16 protein-coding genes are annotated in these 16,774 nt (G+C 71.7%); 13 read left to right on the forward strand and 3 right to left on the reverse strand.

Annotated features, from left to right (window positions below; all coding sequences use genetic code 11):
* Positions 1 to 16 precede the first annotated feature (16 nt).
* The gene (locus ACIRYZ_RS15065) at positions 17 to 1,510 is read left to right on the forward strand and encodes a S9 family peptidase (RefSeq protein WP_402943862.1); all 1,494 of its coding nucleotides are present in this window, start codon (positions 17 to 19) and stop codon (positions 1,508 to 1,510) included.
* Here the strand turns inward: ACIRYZ_RS15065 and ACIRYZ_RS15070 are convergent.
* Positions 1,488 to 2,846, reverse strand: a complete 1,359-nt coding sequence (locus ACIRYZ_RS15070) for a helix-turn-helix transcriptional regulator (RefSeq protein ID WP_402943864.1) — start codon at positions 2,844 to 2,846, stop codon at positions 1,488 to 1,490. The two genes, ACIRYZ_RS15065 and ACIRYZ_RS15070, sit on opposite strands and share 23 nt — an antisense overlap.
* A gap of 322 nt (positions 2,847 to 3,168) precedes the next feature.
* Between ACIRYZ_RS15070 and ACIRYZ_RS15075 the strand changes: the two genes are divergently transcribed.
* The 10 genes from ACIRYZ_RS15075 (at position 3,169) to ACIRYZ_RS15120 (ending at position 13,790) form a co-directional block, all read left to right on the forward strand.
* Positions 3,169 to 4,083 carry a hypothetical protein gene (locus ACIRYZ_RS15075; protein WP_402943866.1) on the forward strand — a complete coding sequence of 305 codons (915 nt, stop codon included), beginning with the start codon at positions 3,169 to 3,171 and terminating at the stop codon, positions 4,081 to 4,083.
* 70 nt (positions 4,084 to 4,153) lie between these two features.
* Complete coding sequence (locus ACIRYZ_RS15080; RefSeq protein WP_402943868.1) at positions 4,154 to 5,650, forward strand: amino acid permease; 1,497 nt, start codon at positions 4,154 to 4,156, stop codon at positions 5,648 to 5,650.
* On the forward strand, positions 5,647 to 7,047 hold the full coding sequence (locus tag ACIRYZ_RS15085) for a glutamine synthetase family protein (RefSeq protein WP_402943870.1): 1,401 nt from the start codon (positions 5,647 to 5,649) through the stop codon (positions 7,045 to 7,047). Before ACIRYZ_RS15080 ends, ACIRYZ_RS15085 begins: the two co-directional genes overlap by 4 nt.
* 74 nt (positions 7,048 to 7,121) lie before the next feature.
* Positions 7,122 to 8,645 carry a Mur ligase domain-containing protein gene (locus tag ACIRYZ_RS15090; RefSeq protein ID WP_402943873.1) on the forward strand — a complete coding sequence of 508 codons (1,524 nt, stop codon included), beginning with the start codon at positions 7,122 to 7,124 and terminating at the stop codon, positions 8,643 to 8,645.
* Positions 8,646 to 8,684: 39 nt separating this feature from the next.
* Positions 8,685 to 9,206, forward strand: coding sequence for a hypothetical protein (locus ACIRYZ_RS15095; RefSeq protein WP_402943876.1), 522 nt, complete (start codon positions 8,685 to 8,687; stop codon positions 9,204 to 9,206).
* The gene (locus ACIRYZ_RS15100) at positions 9,203 to 9,454 is read left to right on the forward strand and encodes a hypothetical protein (protein ID WP_402943878.1); all 252 of its coding nucleotides are present in this window, start codon (positions 9,203 to 9,205) and stop codon (positions 9,452 to 9,454) included. The genes ACIRYZ_RS15095 and ACIRYZ_RS15100 overlap by 4 nt, the downstream gene beginning before the upstream one ends.
* 66 nt (positions 9,455 to 9,520) lie before the next feature.
* Positions 9,521 to 10,468 (forward strand): hypothetical protein, encoded by a 948-nt coding sequence (locus ACIRYZ_RS15105; protein ID WP_402943881.1) that lies wholly within the window; start codon positions 9,521 to 9,523, stop codon positions 10,466 to 10,468.
* Complete coding sequence (locus ACIRYZ_RS15110) at positions 10,465 to 10,926, forward strand: hypothetical protein (RefSeq protein WP_402943884.1); 462 nt, start codon at positions 10,465 to 10,467, stop codon at positions 10,924 to 10,926. The genes ACIRYZ_RS15105 and ACIRYZ_RS15110 overlap by 4 nt, the downstream gene beginning before the upstream one ends.
* 26 nt (positions 10,927 to 10,952) lie before the next feature.
* Positions 10,953 to 12,842 carry a glycoside hydrolase family 15 protein gene (locus ACIRYZ_RS15115; RefSeq protein WP_402943886.1) on the forward strand — a complete coding sequence of 630 codons (1,890 nt, stop codon included), beginning with the start codon at positions 10,953 to 10,955 and terminating at the stop codon, positions 12,840 to 12,842.
* 33 nt (positions 12,843 to 12,875) lie between these two features.
* Positions 12,876 to 13,790, forward strand: a complete 915-nt coding sequence (locus ACIRYZ_RS15120; protein ID WP_402943888.1) for a hypothetical protein — start codon at positions 12,876 to 12,878, stop codon at positions 13,788 to 13,790.
* Positions 13,791 to 13,876: 86 nt separating this feature from the next.
* On the opposite strand, the gene ACIRYZ_RS15125 is transcribed toward ACIRYZ_RS15120, so the two are convergent.
* Both ACIRYZ_RS15125 and ACIRYZ_RS15130 read right to left on the reverse strand, forming a co-directional pair.
* Positions 13,877 to 15,025, reverse strand: a complete 1,149-nt coding sequence (locus ACIRYZ_RS15125; protein ID WP_402943891.1) for a helix-turn-helix domain-containing protein — start codon at positions 15,023 to 15,025, stop codon at positions 13,877 to 13,879.
* A gap of 3 nt (positions 15,026 to 15,028) precedes the next feature.
* Positions 15,029 to 15,460 carry an NUDIX domain-containing protein gene (locus tag ACIRYZ_RS15130; protein ID WP_402943894.1) on the reverse strand — a complete coding sequence of 144 codons (432 nt, stop codon included), beginning with the start codon at positions 15,458 to 15,460 and terminating at the stop codon, positions 15,029 to 15,031.
* Between the two features lie 177 nt (positions 15,461 to 15,637).
* Between ACIRYZ_RS15130 and ACIRYZ_RS15135 the strand changes: the two genes are divergently transcribed.
* Positions 15,638 to 16,531 (forward strand): TauD/TfdA family dioxygenase, encoded by an 894-nt coding sequence (locus ACIRYZ_RS15135; RefSeq protein ID WP_402943896.1) that lies wholly within the window; start codon positions 15,638 to 15,640, stop codon positions 16,529 to 16,531.
* Positions 16,532 to 16,596: 65 nt separating this feature from the next.
* On the forward strand, positions 16,597 to 16,764 hold the full coding sequence (locus ACIRYZ_RS15140; RefSeq protein WP_402943898.1) for an FxLD family lanthipeptide: 168 nt from the start codon (positions 16,597 to 16,599) through the stop codon (positions 16,762 to 16,764).
* Positions 16,765 to 16,774: the final 10 nt, after the last annotated feature.

A 16,774-nucleotide genomic window follows, 5' to 3' on the forward strand; every position in this document is an offset into this window, starting at 1 on the left:
GCAAGCAGCTGGCCGCATGCCCGAGCGGCTCGACTCTGTCGTCGGGTCCGCGCAGTACGGAGAGCTGGCTCCGGCACCGGGCGGCGGTCTGCTCGCGGTTCGCGGGAACGACGCCGTGGACGAGATCATCGCCGTGTCCCGGGCCGGGCAGACCCGGGTCCTGGTTCGCTCCCGCGACTTCCTCGGCTCCCCTCGGCTGGCGGCGGGCACCCTGGCGTACGTGGAGTGGCAGCGCGACCAGATGCCGTGGGACAGCACTCGCCTCGTGCTGGCCGACATCCGGTCGGACACCGTCGGGCCGACTCGCGTTGTCGCGGGCGGCCCCGGGGAGTCGGCGGTGCAACCGTCCTGGGGGCCGGACGGCCTGCTGTACTTCATGTCGGACCGGACAGGGTGGTGGAACCTGTACCGGCTACGCGATGGCGTGGTGGAGGCGGTCGCGCCCATCGAGGCGGACTGCGCGCCTGCGCCCTGGGAAGGCGGCTACCAGTCCTACGGTTTCACCGCCGACGGCACCGTCGTACTGACGGTGATGGACGGGTTCGCCACCGAGCTGCTCGCCGTCGACGCCAAGGGCCGTCGGCGACGGCTCGGCTCGAATCTCACGTCCGTGAAGCCGTACGTCGCCGTCGACGGCAGCCTCCTGGCCGTGGTCGGCTCCACGGCAAGCAGCCCGCCAGCCATCTGGTGGGTCGATCTGGCCGCGCAGACGGACTCCCTGGCCTCCCCGGTGGGCAAGGCCTCCGAGTTCCCTGTGCCCTGGACGCCGGTTCCTCCGTCGGTCGAGACCATCGCGGGTCCGGGCGGGCCGGTGCGCTTCCTGCTGCACCTGCCGCCCGGAGACACGCGACCCGGTCCTCTCCTCGTGCGGGCCCATCCCGGCCCGACGGACGACGTCCCCCTACGGCTGGACTGGGGTACTCAGTACTTCGTCAGCCACGGCTTCACCGTCGCCGAAGTTCTCTACCGAGGCAGCACGGGTCAGGGACGCGCCTTCCGGCAGTCGCTACACGGCCACTGGGGCACCTACGACGTCGACGACTGCGCGGCCGTCGCAGAACATCTCCTGACGATCGGCCAGGCGACTCCTGGAGCGGTGTTCGTCAGCGGGGCGAGCGCCGGCGGCTACACGGCGCTCCAGGCGGCATGCCGTCCGGGACCGTTCACTGCCGCGACAGCCATCTCGGCGATCACCGACCCCGCACGGTGGGAGCTGTCCGTTCCGGCGTTCCAGCGTCCGCACGCAGCTGCGCTGCGAGGCCCGGCCGGTGCGGTGAAGCCTGAGCGGATCCGCTGCCCCGTGCTGGTGATCCACGGCTCGGCCGACACGATCACGTCCGCGGAGGAGGCTATGCGCTTGGCCGAGGAGCTGGTCGGCCAGAGCGGTGACCACGGCAGCCTGCTGTTGGAGGACGGCGACCACTACCTGTCGGCGCCCTCGGCGCGGGAGCAGGCGCTCCGCGCCGAACTCGACTTCTACCGGAGCATCATGAGCCGCCTGCCAGCGTGATCGCCAACCTATCGGCTTCCGGCAGCACGGCCCGGGCGAACTCGCGCAGTTCCCGGACCGGAAGGTAGTCGGCATGGATCTGCAGGTCGGCCAGGAGGCCGGCCACCCGCTGAACGCACCGGCCTGACCCTGTCCTAGCGGTGTAGGCGACGGCTTCCCGGCCGACCGCGCACGCCCGGTCGACGTTCCCGCTGCGCAGCCAGGTGGAGGCGAGCAGGGCGGCGTCGATCGCGCGTCGGCGGACCTTGTCCTTGCCTACGCCGTCGAGGGCGTCGGCGATCTGGATTCTGGCGTCCGGCGCACGGCCGAGGTCGTGGAGGCAGTGTGCGGCCTCATCCGCGAGGTAGGCGTGGGTGAAGTAGCGGATCCAGGTGGGTTCGTCGTCCACGCTGGCTGCGTCGAGCAGCTTCTCGGCTTCGAGGATCAGCCGGGTCGCCTCGCTCTCCCTGTGCATCCTGGCGTTCGCGCGGGCGACGACGGCGGTGATGGCCGCCCGAGTGGCCGGGCTCGCGGCGGTACCGGCCGCAGCGTGGGCGGAGGAGGCCCAGCGCAGGGCGATCTCCGGATTCCCGCAGTGCAGGGCGAGGTGCCCGAGGTTCACGGCCACCAGGTAGGCACCGTACGCCTGGTCGCCTGTCGCGGTCGTCAGGGCCAGGGCTCGCTGGTAGTACTCCTGGGCCCGGTCGGGGTTGCCGATGTCGACGGCCTGATATCCGGCAAGCTCGCAGAACCCGACCGTGAGCCTGGCGCGTTGGCGCGCTGCCTGTTCGTCGGCGGCGGGCCGGCGGAGCAGGGCTTCGAGTTCGTTGTCGATGTAGGAGCTCACCTGCCGCCAATGCTGCCGGGCCCCATGCGTGTGGTCGAGCTGGCGGAACATACCGAGCACTCCCTCGGCGACAACGACGTCTTCTTCTGTGACCCACAGCGACATGGTGGCAAGCGGAGCTCCCGAGTTGACGGATGCCCAGTCGCTGACCAGCGCGTCTACCGTGGCAAGGCGCAGTCCGGCATCGCCGGCGTTGGAAGCGGCCCCTTGCCCGGTCATACCTGGTCCCGGTAGCGAAAGCGTGGCCGCCGCCGACTCGTCTCGCCGTGCTTCTGTTCCTGTTTTCGGCGCGTGGTCGGCGTCCGGGTTCTCGAGGAGTGTGGAGCGCAACTCGTCCCGGGAGATCTTCAGCAGTCGGGCGAGCTTCGGCATTTGCCACGGCTGCGGTGTCGCTTTGCCGTTCTCCCATCGGTGGACTGTTGTGCGGTCCACATCCATCAACGTCGCAAGCTGTTCCTGGGTGTAGCCGGCAGCCCTGCGCAGCGCGGCAAGCCGTCCCCATCGCGTCATCGCGCTCCCCCAGAGAAAGATTGTCCGCCGACTTCGCAGGTCATGGGCAGATTTTCAACATCAACGCCACACGATGCAACAAGTCTGCACTGTCGCACGGGCTTTGGCTGGTGGTTCCGTATGACCCGCCCAAGATTCGGCAGCGCCGATCGGACCCGGCCATCACGCAGGCGCCGGGCCCTCGGATTTGCTCAGCCCTTCCGCCCTTGTTCCGGGCGCGATCGGCATCCCCTCCAGGAAGGACCCGGCCATGGACACTGCATTCGCCCTTGATCCTGGTCGGTTCGTCCAGCACCCTGCGGGCCACGACGGCGACCTTCGTGTGGCTGTTGAGGAGTTGCAGCAGGGACGATGGATGGCTGCCCGTGCGGTGCTGGCGAGCTCGTGGGGCAGCTGGCCGCTGTGGACCGGTCGTACCCAGGTCCTGGCCGCCGTTGCCGCGCGGACCAACGTGCTCGACTACTGGTATGCCGAGGCCCCGGACAGCACCGGGCTGGTGACGCTGCTGGCACGGGTGGCCGTGGAGCGGGCGCTCCTGACCGGTGTGCAGCCGACGGATCCGCGGGTGGTTGCCGGCCTGGAACAGTCGGCCCGGCAACTGTGCTGGGACGCTGCCGCCACACTCGCCGACGATCCGGTGCCCTGGATTTGCATGCTCGCCCTGGCGCAGCTGGATCTCTCCCAGTCCCGTCCGGAGCACCGGATTTCGGCGCCCGACCAGATGCTCCCGCCCGGGCCGTGGGGGCTCCTCGCCCAGGTCCGACGGGCGGATCCGTGGAACCGCGAAGCCTTCCACCGGCTGCTCCGATTCTGGCTCGCCCAGGGTGACGGCGGCTCCGCGAGCGACTTCCTGGCGGCGTTCCTGCCGGGTGCGCCGACGGGCTCGCCTCTGCATGCCCTGCCGCTGTACCTGTATGTCGACCTTTACCGGCGGGCCGAGCGCAGGGACAAGGAGCGGGCGCGGCTGCGGTGGACGAAGAACGAGCAGGTCCGCGCCACGGTGCTGCGGGCCTACGAGAACTGGCGTGCGGCGCCCGGCGAACAGGGCCGGTGGCCTCTGGTGGATGAGAGCCACCTGGCGCACGCGCTCTGGGCGACCCGATGCCGCGCGCAGGCTGCCGAGGTGTTCGCGTCCATGGCACCCTTCATCTCCTCTCAGCCGTGGGTGAGCGTCGGCGATCGCCCGGACGCGGTCCTCCGCGAGGCCCTGGCCCAGTCGATGGCGGCCACCCGCTGACCCCTTGCCCACTCCCTGGCTAGGTGCCGGGGGCCTACACCACTGTCCTTCTTCCTCCGGAGATTTCCTCATGCCGCGCTCTGACCGCATCCCTCTCGCCCACGAGGACGACGACCATCTGCAGCTGCTCGGGATCAAGCCCGAACTGGTGCGCAGGATGGGCGGCTTCGGGAACCTTGCCATCTCCCTCACGGTCATCAGCGTGCTGTCCGGGTGTATGACGCTGTTCGGGTTCGGGCTCGTCAGTGGCGGCCCCGTCGTCATGATGTGGGGCTGGCTCGGCGTCGGCCTGGCCGTGCTGCTGGTCGGCATGGCCCTGGCCGAGGTGACGTCCGCCTACCCGACCAGCGGCGGCCTCTACTACATGGCGCTGCGGCTGGGCGGCCCGCGCTGGGCGTGGGGCACCGGCTGGCTGAATCTTCTGGGCCTATTGGGCGGGATCGCCGGAATCGACTACGGCGCCGCCTCGTTCATGGCCGCGTTCGCCGACCTGCAGTGGGGAGTCCAGGCGTCTCCGGGCCTGATCCTGGAGATCTTCGCCGGGGTGCTGTTGCTCCACGCCCTGCTGAACGTCTTCGCCGTGCGCGTGGTGAGCGCGCTCAACAGCATCTCGGTGTGGTGGCATCTGCTGGGCGTGCTGGTGATCGTCGGTGTACTCGCGGTCGTCCCCTCCCACCACCAGTCGGCTTCCTTCGTCTTCGGGCACTTCGCCAACGAAACCGGCTGGTCGAACCCGATCTACGTCTCGGCGGTCGGCCTGCTGCTCGCGGGCTACACCTTCTGCGGCTACGACGCTTCCGCTCACTTGAGTGAAGAGACCACGAACGCGCGGGTCTCCGCGCCGCAGGGCATCGTCCGCTCGATCTGGATCTCCCTGATCGCCGGGTTCGTACTGCTGGCCGGCATGCTGTTCGCGGTCCAGGACTACGCAGGCGCCGCCGCTGCGGACGTGCCGCCCGCGCAGGTGTTCCTGGACGCTCTCGGAACGACCGGCGCCAAGGCGCTGCTGCTGATCGTGATCGGTGCCCAGCTGTTCTGCGGCTCGGCCGAGGTCACTGCGTGTTCGCGGATGGTCTACGCCTTCTCGCGGGACAACGCCCTGCCCGGCTCGGCCACGTGGCGCCGGGTGTCACCCAACCGGGTCCCGGTGGCAGCCGTGTGGTTGTCGGTGTCGGTGGCGTTCGTGCTGGCAGTGCCGTCCATGTGGAACGCGGCGGCATACGGGGCGGTCACCGCGGTGAATGTGATCGGGATGACGCCCTCGTACATCATCCCCGTCTACCTGCGGCTACGGCAGCGGGACCGGTTCGTCCCGGGACCATGGCACCTCGGCCGGTGGAGCCGTCCCGTGGGGATCGCCGCCGTGGCGTGGGTGGTCGTGCTGACCGTGCTCGTGTGCCTGCCCCAGCGCTACCCCGTGAACGCCGAGACGTTCAACTACGCACCCATCACCCTGCTGGTGGTCCTGGCACTGGCGGCGCTGTGGTGGCGGCTGGCCGGCAAGCGGTTCTCCGTCCCGGTCGTCGAGGACCCGCACCTGGCCGAGATCGAGGAGCAGATCGTATGAGGCCCACGATGCGCACCACCCGCCCTCTGCCGAACCGCTCCACCCGGACCATCGAACCGGTCGGCCAGCTGGCGGAGCTGGCGGAGGCCTTCGGCCTCGACACCGTGATGCTGGCGGCCGTCGATCCACAAGGACGGCTCAAGGGCAAGGAGTACGACGCCTCCGTGCTGCTGGAGCGTCTGGCGTCAGGGGGGCTCCGCCCGGAGATGTGCGGGTACGTGCTCGGCACGGACCTGGGAATGACGCCCCAGGCCACAGGTGAGTTCTCGTGGGAGTCCGGCTTCGGCGACACCTCTTTGGTGCCCGACCTCGACCGCGCCCGCGTGATCCCATGGGAACCGGGCACCGCCGTGGTGTTCGCCAGTCCCGTCGACGGCGACCGACCGCACCCGCTGGCCCCGGCCACCGTCCTGGACACACAGCTCGACCAGCTCGAGGGCCTCGGCTTCGAGGTGCGGGTCGGCATCGAGACCGAGTTCGTCGTCTACGAGGGCACAGGCGCCGCCGCAGCGGCGGCTGGCTGGCGCGGGCTGCGCCCGGTGACGTGGGACAACCGCGACTACGCACTCGATCGGCCGGGCGCGGCGGCCGGCTTCTCGCGGTCCCTGCGGCAGGCTCTGGCCGGGGCGGGGCTGCCCGTCGAGGCGGTGAAGCTGGAGAGCGCGCCGGGACAGGTTGAGGTGACGTTCCCGTACGGCCCGGCTCTGGAGGCCTGCGAGCAGCACGTGCTGTTCAAGCACGCCGCCAGGGCGGTGGCGGAGCAACTTGGGCTGGCGGCAACGTTCATGGCGGCCCCGGCGGCTGGGGTGGATTCCGGGATGCACCTGCACCTGTCGCTCTGGCGTGACGGCGACCCGCTGCTCGCCCGCGCCGACGACCCGCACGCGCTGTCGGAACTGGGTGAGCGGGCCGTCGCCGGGCTGCTGGAGGTGCTGCCCGCCACCGCGCCGATGTGGGCGCCGTACGTGAACAGCTACAAGCGCCTCGGGGGTCCGTTCGCGCCGTCCCGGTTCGCGTGGGGGCGGGACAATCGCTCCTGTGCGGTGCGGGTGGTCGGCCACGGACGCGGTCTGCACCTGGAGGTCCGTCTGCCCGGCGCGGACGCCAACCCCTACCTGGCGCTTGCCGCCGCCGTGGCCGCCGTCCGCCACGGCATCACCGGCGAGCTCAAGCTCGGCGAGCCGGTCACCGGCAATGCCGACTGGGACGAGGACCTGCCGATGGTGCCCCGTGACCCCTTGTACGGCATCGAGGCGTTCGAGGAGAGCCGCGTCGTCGCGTCGCTGCTGGGCGGGCCGGTCGTCGCCCACCTGGCCTCGCTCGCCCACCTGGAAGTCGACCACCACGCCGCCCGCGTCACCGACGCGGAGCTGGCGCGCGGGTTCGCCCAGGCCTGAGCCCCGGGCCGGTCGCGGAGCCACACCCCCGAGCCCGCGACCGGCCCGGTTCCACCCCACCCCTGTTCCTGACCATGCCGGAGACCCTGATGGACACCACCGTCCACCCCCAGAAGAAGAGCGCGACGCCCGCCCCTACCGGGCCCGGCCTGCTGGCCAAGACCCACCTGGTCGGCGCCACCGAGTCCGGCATGGAGGGCCTGGCCCTGTGGCTGGCCTCCCGCGGCCTGGACGTCACCGGCAGCATCGACCCCGCGCACCAGAACAGCCCCGCCGCCGACCGGCTGCGCGCGGCCGGCGTGGAACTCACAGTCGGCTCCGACGCCGGGCACGTCCGCACCGACCGAACGGCCGTGGTGTGGTCCGGGGTCGTCGTCGCCCCGCACCCCGAACTCGACCGGGCCCAGGCGCTGGGAGTGCCGGTGCTCGCCCGCGCGCACGCGCTCGCCATGCTCTGCGAGGACTTCGGCCATCCACTGGTCTCCGTCGGCGGCAGCCACAGCACCACGACCGCGGCAGCCGTTCTGGCCGCAGCCCTGGCCGACGGCCAAACCGGCTGGATCCTCAACGCCCCTGCCGTCGGCAGCACCTGCGGCCAGGGCGGCGGCCAGCGCCTCGTCGTGGACCTGTGCCCGGACACCGGCACCCACGAGGCCGCACCGCCCGGCTCCTGGAACTACCGCCCGTACGGCCCGAACCTCTACCGGCGGCCGTCTCCGTCGGTGGCGCTGATCGCCGCCGTCGCAGCGAACGCCCCGCACTTCGCGGACAACATCGAAGCCCTGGACGCCGCCACCAGCCTCGCCCACTCCGCGAGCACCGTGGTCCTGCCGACCTGGGACACCGGCGCCAGAATCGTGCACGAGAGGCTCACCGACCGCCCCGGCCCCACCGTCGTCACCGTCGGCCTCGACGAGAGCGCCGACGTGTGGGTCCTCAAGCCGCGGTGGCTCGGCGGCGAGTACCTCCTCACACTCCACTACCAGAGCACGAAGCACCAATTCATCGTGCCGATCGCCGGCGACCACCACGCCCTGGCGGCCTGCGCCGCCATCGCCACCGCCCTCGTCGCCGGCGAGGACGCCAAGGCGGTCGCCGAGCGCCTGACCGCCTTCGCGGGCGTCGAGCGGTCCCTCACCGAACTCGGCACCAGGGCGCGCGTCACGGTGTTCGAGTCCCGTGCCCGGCACCCCCAGGAGGTCGGCGCGGACGTCGAGGCAGCCCGGCTCCTGACGGAGGGCTCGGTCATCGCGGTGCTGGAGCCGGACGGCATCGCCCGCACCAGCGCGCACGCCGCCGAGCTCGGCGCCGCCCTCGCCAAGGCCAACCAGGCCGTACTGCTGCCGGCCGCCACCCCGCTGACCACGCTGAACGTCCCCGACCCGCTCGACGCCGTCGCCACCGCCGCCACCGCGACCCTGAGCGCCGACCGGGTCCACCGGACCCACTCGGGCCCGTGCGAACCCGGCGTCGAGCAGCTCGTCACCCACCTCGCCGAGCCCGGCGACCTGGTGCTCGTCATCGGCACCGGCGAAGCCACCCGCCTCGGCCCCCGCCTGCTGGACCGCCTCACCCGCAGCAGTTCCCCCGCCAACTGACCGTCCGTGAACCGCCCGCCGACCACCAGAGGTGCCGCCATGGCCACCGCCCTGCCCGCCCACAACCTGCCCGAACGTGACGTCCGGCTCCTCGTCCACATCGCCACCGAGTCCCAGACCCGCACGATAGCGGCCGACCCCGCCCTCACCCTGGCCCCTGCCGACGTCGACGCCGCCGTCCGCGCGCTGTTCACCGCCACCGGCACGCGCACCGTGCTGCAGCTCGTCGCCTGGGGCGCCGCGCACGGCATCGTCACCGGCACCACCGAGCCCTGCACCGCGCTCACCACCGCACTTCAGCTCCCGCGCCGCCTTCAGCGGGTCCTCGCGGGCTGGGTCGGCGGGCGCACCACCCCGGAACTTGCGGCCGACTTCGGCGTCTCGACCACCACGATGCGCGGCTACGGCAGGGACCTGCGCGCCTGGCTGGGTGTGCCCAACCAGGTGCAGGCGAGCATCGCCGGCGTCCTGGCCGGACTGGTCCTGCTCAGCGACATAGACCCCACGTGGCCCGCCGAACCACTCGACCGTGCCATCCCACCCCGCGGACACGCGGCGTGAACACCCGCCGCACCAGCGGCCGGATCGCCGTCGGGCTGGTCTGCTTCCTGCTGGGAGTCGAGGTCGGGGCCGCCGCCATCTACCTCCTCCAGCACCGCACCAAGCTCGCCCAGCCGCTCTATCTGGCGATCTTCGCCCTCGTCGCCTTCGGCACCCTGGCCGTCGCCGACCGCCTCATCGCCTCACGCTCCGCGCCCAAGCGCCGATCCGGCCCCACCGCGGAGAAACCGCACCCGCCGACCGACTGAGCACCACCGCACCACCCATGGCGGCCGTTCGGGCCCGGGCCGCACCCCTTCGACCCCAGACAGAAGATGAGCACCTTACGACCACCTGCCGACGGACTGGCGGCCCGCGACCTGGACCGCCACCTGATCAACCGCGCGGGCATCCTCGTCGACGCCAACACGCTCGCCGAACTGCCCGTCACCCGCCTGTCCGGGGCCGCACCCATGCTCCTGGCCGCAGGCGCCCCCATTCCGGCCACCGTCCCCGCACCACTGCTGCGGTTGCTCATGCGCGCCGGCTCCATGGCGATCCCCTGCGCCCTGGTCACCGAGCGCCTGGGGCTCGACGTGACCGGCATGCTCACCACGCAGCGCGTCCCCAACGTATGGTCCGCGTCCGTGTCGGCGGGTGAGTCCCGCGAGCAGGGCCTCAACTCCTACCGTGCCGCTGCCCGTGCGCTCAGCCTTCCGGTCGAGAGCTGCCTGGTGATCGCCACGGACGCGGCGTTACACGAGGCCCAAGCCGCCGGAGCACGCCGTGCACTCCTCAGCCGCACCGGAGCCCTCAGCGTGGCCGCCAGGGACGTCGCCGGACTCAGCGAGCGCGAGTACAGCGTCGCTCTGCACGTCGCCCTCGGATACTCCTACGAAGGCGTCGCCGAACAGCTCGGCTGCTCCGCCAGCTCCGCCGCCAACACGATGTCGAGGGTGATGCACCGCCGGGGCCTCAGCGACCGCACCCGCGCCATCGCCGACCTCATCGCCTCCAATTTGCTCGACACCATCGAGCTGCGCGCCGCCCTGCCCGGCAACCTCCCCGACCTCGCCCCGCAGGAGCACCAAGTGCTCACCTTGCTCGCCACCCACGAGGCGCGCGCCGTCGCGCGGATCACCGGCATCAACCAGGACACCATCGGCCGGGTCATCACGCGGGCCACCGCCGCCATCGGAGCCCGCAGCCGCACCCACGCCGTCGTCATGGTTCTCCTGCTCGCCCGGCCCGGCCCGGCCACCGATTCCGGCGGTGCACCGTGAGGCTGGTCGAGTACCCGCAGCACTACAGCTCCGACGGCAACCCGTCGCTGTACCTGGCCGGTTCGGGTGCCGGCCAACCCAGCTGGCAGGCCAGCGCCGTCGCCCTCCTGGCCGCGGCCGGCTTCACCGGCACCGTCCTCAACCCCCAGCCCGCGCCCCACCCTGACTCCGGAACGGGAGCACCGGCCGGCTGGCAGGAGCACAACCTGCGGCGCATCGGCGTCGTCCTCCTCTGGTGCCCGCACGGCGCGCAGCAGGTCCTCGATGTCCGGCAGCGGTTCCTCCACCGCTCGCGCACCGAGCTGGTCGTCGGGTGCGACGGGGAGGACCGGGTCCAGCGGTTCGTCCGCGCCGAACTGCTCGGCGCGATGCCCCGCTTGGCCGTCGCCACCGATCTCGCCGCCGCCGTGCGCGCCGCCCTCGACCACCTCAGCGCCTCGGCCACTGCCCGACGCTGAACGCCACCACCGCCGTCAGGAACCCCATGCCCGCGCTCTCTGCCCCGCACCGCTCCCGGTCGCTCATCGAGGACCATGGCCTCATCGGCAGCACCGCCACCGGCGCCCTCGTCCGCTCCGACGGCACCGTCAACTGGCTGTGCCTGCCCCGGTTCGACTCCCCGGCCGTGTTCGCCGCCTTGCTCGGCACCGAGGAACACGGCTTCTGGCGCATCGGCCCCGCCGCCGCCGGGTTCCCCCTGGTGGCCGACCGGCGCCGCTACCGCGACGCCACCATGGTCCTGGAACACGAGTGGGAGACCCCTACCGGCAGCGTCCGGCTCATCGACTTCATGCCGCTGGACACCACGGCGGCCCGGATCGTGCGGATCGTCCAAGGCCTCACCGGCACGGTCGAGATGACCTCGCTGTTCCGCGCCCGCCCCGGCTACGGCTCCGCCACTCCCCTGTTCACCCGCACCGAACGAGGCGACACCGCCCGCCTGTGCGCCACCGTCCTCCCCGACTCCTACTGGCTCGACGGCCTCCACCACACCGTCACCGAGGACGGCGCCCGCGCCAACTTCACCGTCACCGCAGGCGAATCCGTCACCTTCTCCCTCACCTGGTGCCCCTCCTTCAACCCAGCCCCCGCCATACGCAGCCCCCGCGCGGCGCTCACCCGCGCCGCGGCGTCCTGGCGCGAGTGGGCGTCCCGCTGCACCTACCAAGGCCACTACCGCGAGGAGGTCCTGCGGTCGGCGCTCGCCCTCAAGAGCCTCTGCCACCCGGGCGGCGGAATCGTCGCCGCCCCCACCACCTCCCTGCCGGAGGACATCGGCGGCGAGCGCAACTGGGACTACCGCTACACCTGGCTACGCGACGCCGCCCTGACCATCACCACCCTCGCCCGCCTCGGCTACACCGACGAGGCCGAGGCCTGGCGCGACTGGCTGCTCGGCACCCTCGGCCGCGACGCCGACCGGCTGCAGATCATGTACGGCCTCGGCGGCGAACGCGACCTGACCGAATTCGAGTTGGACCACCTGCCCGGCTACGAGAACTCCCGCCCGGTCCGCATCGGCAACGGCGCGGCCGGCCAGCTCCAGCTCGACGTCCCCGGCGAGGTCGCCGACGCCCTGCTCACCGCCGAGAACGCCGGACTGCACCCCTCCCGCGACGCCGACGCGATGCTGCACGCCCTCGCCCGCTGGACCGAAGACCACTGGCAGAACCCGGACGAAGGCATCTGGGAGGTCCGCGGCCCGCGCCGGCACTTCGTCCACTCCAAGGTGATGGCCTGGGTCGCCATCGACCGCACCATCACCTTCCTGCGACGCCGTGCCACCACCACCGCCGACGAACTCGCCCACTGGGAACGGCTGCGCGAGGCGATCCACGCCGACGTCTGTGCGAAGGGCTACGACCCGGAGCGCAACACCTTCACCCAGTACTACGGCGGCCAGGAGCTGGACGCCTCCCTGCTACTCATCCCCCAGGTCGGCTTCCTGCCGCCGGACGACAAGCGCGTCATCGGCACCATCGAGGCGATCCAGCGCGAACTGTCCACCGAGGACGGCTTCGTGCTGCGCTACCCCACCCACGACGAGACCGGCAGCAACGTCGACGGCCTCTCCGGCCACGAGGGCGCCTTCCTGGCCTGTTCGTTCTGGCTGGCCGACGACCTCGCCATGATCGGCCGGGTCCAGGAGGCGCGCGACCTGTTCGACCGGCTGCTGTCACTGCGCAACGACCTCGGCCTGCTCGCCGAGGAGTGGGACCCGCACCTCAAGCGCCAGGTCGGCAACTTCCCGCAGGCCTTCAGCCACGTCCCGCTGATCGACACCGCGCTGCGCCTGACCGCCTGCGGCGGCGTCCACCTTCCCGGACAGCGAGACCGCCTTCCCACAGGCGCCCTGGCGGGCACCCGGTCCTGACGCCCCAGTCCACCCACATCCAGGAGAACGCCCATGGGCACGATCACGATCGGCAGCTTCAACCTCGACCACGACGGCTTCACCAAGCACCCCAGGGGAGGCGGCCACTTCGACAAGTGGTACGCCGCCCACGAGGTCCTCGCGAAGTACCCGTTCGACGTCCTCTTCCGGCAGGAGATGAGCCACTCCCGCGCCGAGGGCGGACGGCTGCTCCACGAGGCCGAGCACATGCTCGGCATGCGCGGCTTCCTCGCCCCGCCCGCTCCCCCGGAGTCGGACAACCCTCCGGGGATGTTCATCCGGCCGGACACCTTCCGCGTGACCGGCGTCTGGCCGCAGGAAAAGGAGTGGTGGCTGCCGCCGTGCGCCGTGTCCGTGAAGCACGGCGAGAGCGGCGTCCCGCTCCAACTCGCCTCGGTGCACCTGAGCTTCCGCTCGCCCGAACGCCGCCGGATCGAGGCCGGCAACATCGCCACCTGGCACCGGCCCGACCGGGCGGTGCTCCTCGGCGGGGACTTCAACTCCTACAGCGCCTCTGGCCAGGAGCAGCAGCCCTTCCCGGACTGGCCGACCATCCTCGACCGCACCCACCAGGAACACCGCACCCGCGGCGGGAACGAGAGCGACACCAAGCCCGACCGTGCCCTCACCCGAGTCGGAATCGACGACGTCGCCCTCCACGCGGCCACCCACCTCGGCCAGGCCGACGCCCTCGTACCGACCGCCAGCCAGTATCCCCACGTCGCCGGTCGCCAAGGGCCCCGCCAGCGCATCGACTTCCAGCGCGCCTCCCGCGTCCTGCTGCCAGCGCTCAGGGAGTTCAAGGTCATCCCTCTGCCTGGGCTGTCCGACCACCCGCTCCTCGTCTCGGTCTGGGACGAGGAGGCGTTCATGACCGGTCTCGCCAACCAGCAGGAATTCGACTACCGGCAGGCCCACACCCGCTGACTCCCGCCAGCTTCCTTGCCCGAAACCCGTTCACCCGAAGGAGAGGAGGACCAGCCGTGTCCGTCGCTGCAACCCCGAGCCGGCCATCAGGCTGCTATCTCCGCCCTCAGCCGCGCCAGGGCGTCGTTCGCCCGTCCTTGGACTTCGGGCAGGCGGCGACCGGCCCGTACGACGCGCTGGAGCTGGTGCGGCAGACGGTGGAGGGTCGCCCCGTCGACTGCGGCGGTCAGCTGTTGCGCGGCTCCGGTCGCATCCCCTTGGCGCAGCAGCACCTCGCCGGCGGTGATCGCCGCGATGATTCGCCACTGGGAGGTCGCTGCGAGTCCGGCGGCCGGCGCCTGGTCGAGCTGCCGGACCGCTTCCGCGACCCGGCCGGTGCCCATGAGGCCGCGAAGGCGCACCTCATGAAGGGTGAACTCGGAGAACAGGGCACTGGGCGCCACTTCGTTCAGGAGTCGGCGGCCGTCCTCGACCGCTTCGTCGAAGACTGCGGCGTTACCGGCGGCTCCGGCGGCGCGGGCGAGCAGGATGACCGCCTCGGCGCGTTCGGTGGTGGTGCTGGCGGTGTCGCGGGCCTGCCCGAGCCGGTCCAGCGCGCGAGGGTGAAAGCCGGACTTGCGCAGCTCGTTGCCATGGTGACGCAGTGCGTGGGCGTGCAGGCCCGGATCGCCCAGGCGCCGGGCGACGCTCAGGCCTTTGCCGGTCCAGCGGGCCGCGGTGGCCAGGCGCTCCTCGGGCAGCACGTGGCCGAGCGCAACGCCGAGGCCGATCCGGGCTCGGGCGAGCAGGCGCAGGGTGTCGAGGTCGGTGTGGCCGTCGGCGGTGCGGGCCTCCAGGCGGGCGACGAGTGGCCACAACTCGGCGACGGCGGTGGTGGCCTGGCCGGCCTGGCGGGCGATCTCGGCCAGGCGCAGAACGGACTCGGCGAGCTGGATCACGAGCTGGTGGTCTCCGTCGGCGTCGTCGGTGATGCCGAAGCAGTGCGGCGGCAGGCCCAGGCGTTCGGCGATGTGCCGCAGGACGCCGATGTCGGTGATCGTGCGCGAGCCGGTCTCGATGCGGGAGACGTAGCTGGTGGAGTAGCCGAGGAGGTCGGCGAGTTCCTGTTGTGGCAGGCCGTGGAGGTCGCGGTAGAGCTGCAGGATCTCGGGCAGGGCGCGGCGGCGCAGGATGTCCTGGGCTTTGGGGGTGGTCCAGTGCCAGCGGATCCCACCGTAGGGGTCGATCCGGACCACCGGTCAGGCCCGGTCCTGCAGTTCGCACCAGTGGGCGATGGAGTCCTTGTAGCCCTGCGGCATGACCAGGCCGGGCACTTCGTCGCGGTGGAAGAGGCCGGCCTCCTTGTGCTCATGGCTGACGACCGGGGCCTGGTGCGCGTCGGTGGCGGTGCAACCGTAGGTGACGATGAAGACCTTGCGGCCGGGGATCGGCTCGTACATCCACACGTCCAGCAGGGGGCCGGCGGTCGCCGTCCAGCCGCTCTCCTCCTTGATCTCCGTGACCACCCGCTCCTCGGGCGTCTCCGTCCCCTCCAGCTTCCCGCCCGGCAGTTCCCACTCCTGGCGCTCGTTCTTCAGCAGCAGCACTCGTCCCTGCGGGTCGAGCACCACGCCCTTGATGGAGATCGGGAAAGCCGTTGGCACGTAGGGCTGTTCTGTCTGTCCGGTCATCGCTTCTTCCGGGGCGCGTGGGCGGGCACGGGCTTGTCGAAGGTAGCAGTTGCGCGGTGGCGCAACGCCCCGTTGCCCGGTGATCGCTCTTTGACAATCTGTCACTTCCCATGGGAGCGGTCCGGCGTGGAGAGTGTGTCGCCTCCCATCCACTCGGCCCCACGAGGGAGATCCACCATGCCGTCTTTCGACATCAACGGCACCAGCGGCCAGGAGTTCACCGCAGGCGTGCTGGACGGAGCAGTGCGCGAGCGAGCCGGAGCGGTGCTGCGCGAGCACGGGCTGGTGAGGCTCGCCAGGCTGGGCGGGCGCGACGATGTGCTCCTCGCGGCCGGCCGGCTGATGTCCTCGCTCTGGAAGCACCGGGATGCCGACCCGGACGGTCTGACCGTCATCCGCGACACCGGCCGCCACGCCGGACGGGCGGGCTTCGCCGGCCTGGGACGCGGCGCCCTGGCCCTGCACACCGAGTGCGCGCAGTACCCGGATCCGCCCCGTCTGCTCCTGTTGGTGTGCGCGCGGGCCGGCGACACGGGAGGCGAGAGTCTGCTGGTCGACGCCCAGGACGTCCTCGCCGAGCTGGCCGCGCACCACCCCGCCGCGATCGAGGCACTCGCTGCGGACCGGGCCGCGTACTTCGGAGGATCGAGCGGCCACTTCGCCCCGGTCCTCCAGCAGCTGCCCGCCGGGCGCTGGCGACTGCGGTTGCGGCAGGATGACCTCGCCCGGTTCTCGCCCGACGCCGAGGCGCATCTGCCCGCTCTTCGCCAGGCCATCGACCGGAACACTCAGCGGTTGCGCCTGGCCCCCGGACAGGGCGTCGTGCTGGACAACCACCGCTTGCTGCACGGACGCACGGCCTTTTCGGGCGAGCGGCTGATACTCCGCGCTCTGGGTGAGCCGCACTCCGCGCTCGCTCTCGGCCCCGGCTTCCTCGCGCCGTGGTCGCAACCCAGCCCCACCGCCCCGCCCGCGGAAGCCCACTCCGCGGGCACTCCCGGCGAACTGCGGCCCCGCGCAGGGCAACTGGCCGTCGACAGGCGGCACTGCCGCCCCACCGTCTCCTGGTGATGCGGGGCGCATCCCGCGCCCCGGCTCCAGGTCCCGCAAGGGAAACCTCCGAAGGAGGAGCCACCATGGCTCAGAAGATCCCGGCCGAGACCAAGGCCGCCATGTCCGTCGTCGGCGACGAGTTCGACCTCGACGTCAGCACCGTCGAGACCACCGACGCGGCCAGCCTGCAGGTCCTCACCGACGACGGCTGCGGCGCCACCTGCGGCGCCTGCACCACCGGCGTGCACTGACCCTGCCGGC

Origin of the sequence: Kitasatospora sp. NPDC101155, assembly GCF_044768305.1 — a bacterium.
Taxonomy (GTDB): domain Bacteria; phylum Actinomycetota; class Actinomycetes; order Streptomycetales; family Streptomycetaceae; genus Kitasatospora.

Bases quoted from the DNA above. Each gene is read 5' to 3' on its own strand.
- ACIRYZ_RS15065 (WP_402943862.1), top strand. From the start codon at position 17: ATGCCCGAGCGGCTCGACTCTGTCGTCGGGTCCGCGCAGTACGGAGAG.
- ACIRYZ_RS15070 (WP_402943864.1), bottom strand. From the start codon at position 2,846: ATGACGCGATGGGGACGGCTTGCCGCGCTGCGCAGGGCTGCCGGCTAC.
- ACIRYZ_RS15080 (WP_402943868.1), top strand. From the start codon at position 4,154: ATGCCGCGCTCTGACCGCATCCCTCTCGCCCACGAGGACGACGACCAT.
- ACIRYZ_RS15085 (WP_402943870.1), top strand. From the start codon at position 5,647: ATGAGGCCCACGATGCGCACCACCCGCCCTCTGCCGAACCGCTCCACC.
- ACIRYZ_RS15090 (WP_402943873.1), top strand. From the start codon at position 7,122: ATGCCGGAGACCCTGATGGACACCACCGTCCACCCCCAGAAGAAGAGC.
- ACIRYZ_RS15095 (WP_402943876.1), top strand. From the start codon at position 8,685: ATGGCCACCGCCCTGCCCGCCCACAACCTGCCCGAACGTGACGTCCGG.
- ACIRYZ_RS15105 (WP_402943881.1), top strand. From the start codon at position 9,521: ATGAGCACCTTACGACCACCTGCCGACGGACTGGCGGCCCGCGACCTG.
- ACIRYZ_RS15115 (WP_402943886.1), top strand. From the start codon at position 10,953: ATGCCCGCGCTCTCTGCCCCGCACCGCTCCCGGTCGCTCATCGAGGAC.
- ACIRYZ_RS15120 (WP_402943888.1), top strand. From the start codon at position 12,876: ATGGGCACGATCACGATCGGCAGCTTCAACCTCGACCACGACGGCTTC.
- ACIRYZ_RS15130 (WP_402943894.1), bottom strand. From the start codon at position 15,460: ATGACCGGACAGACAGAACAGCCCTACGTGCCAACGGCTTTCCCGATC.
- ACIRYZ_RS15135 (WP_402943896.1), top strand. From the start codon at position 15,638: ATGCCGTCTTTCGACATCAACGGCACCAGCGGCCAGGAGTTCACCGCA.
- ACIRYZ_RS15140 (WP_402943898.1), top strand. From the start codon at position 16,597: ATGGCTCAGAAGATCCCGGCCGAGACCAAGGCCGCCATGTCCGTCGTC.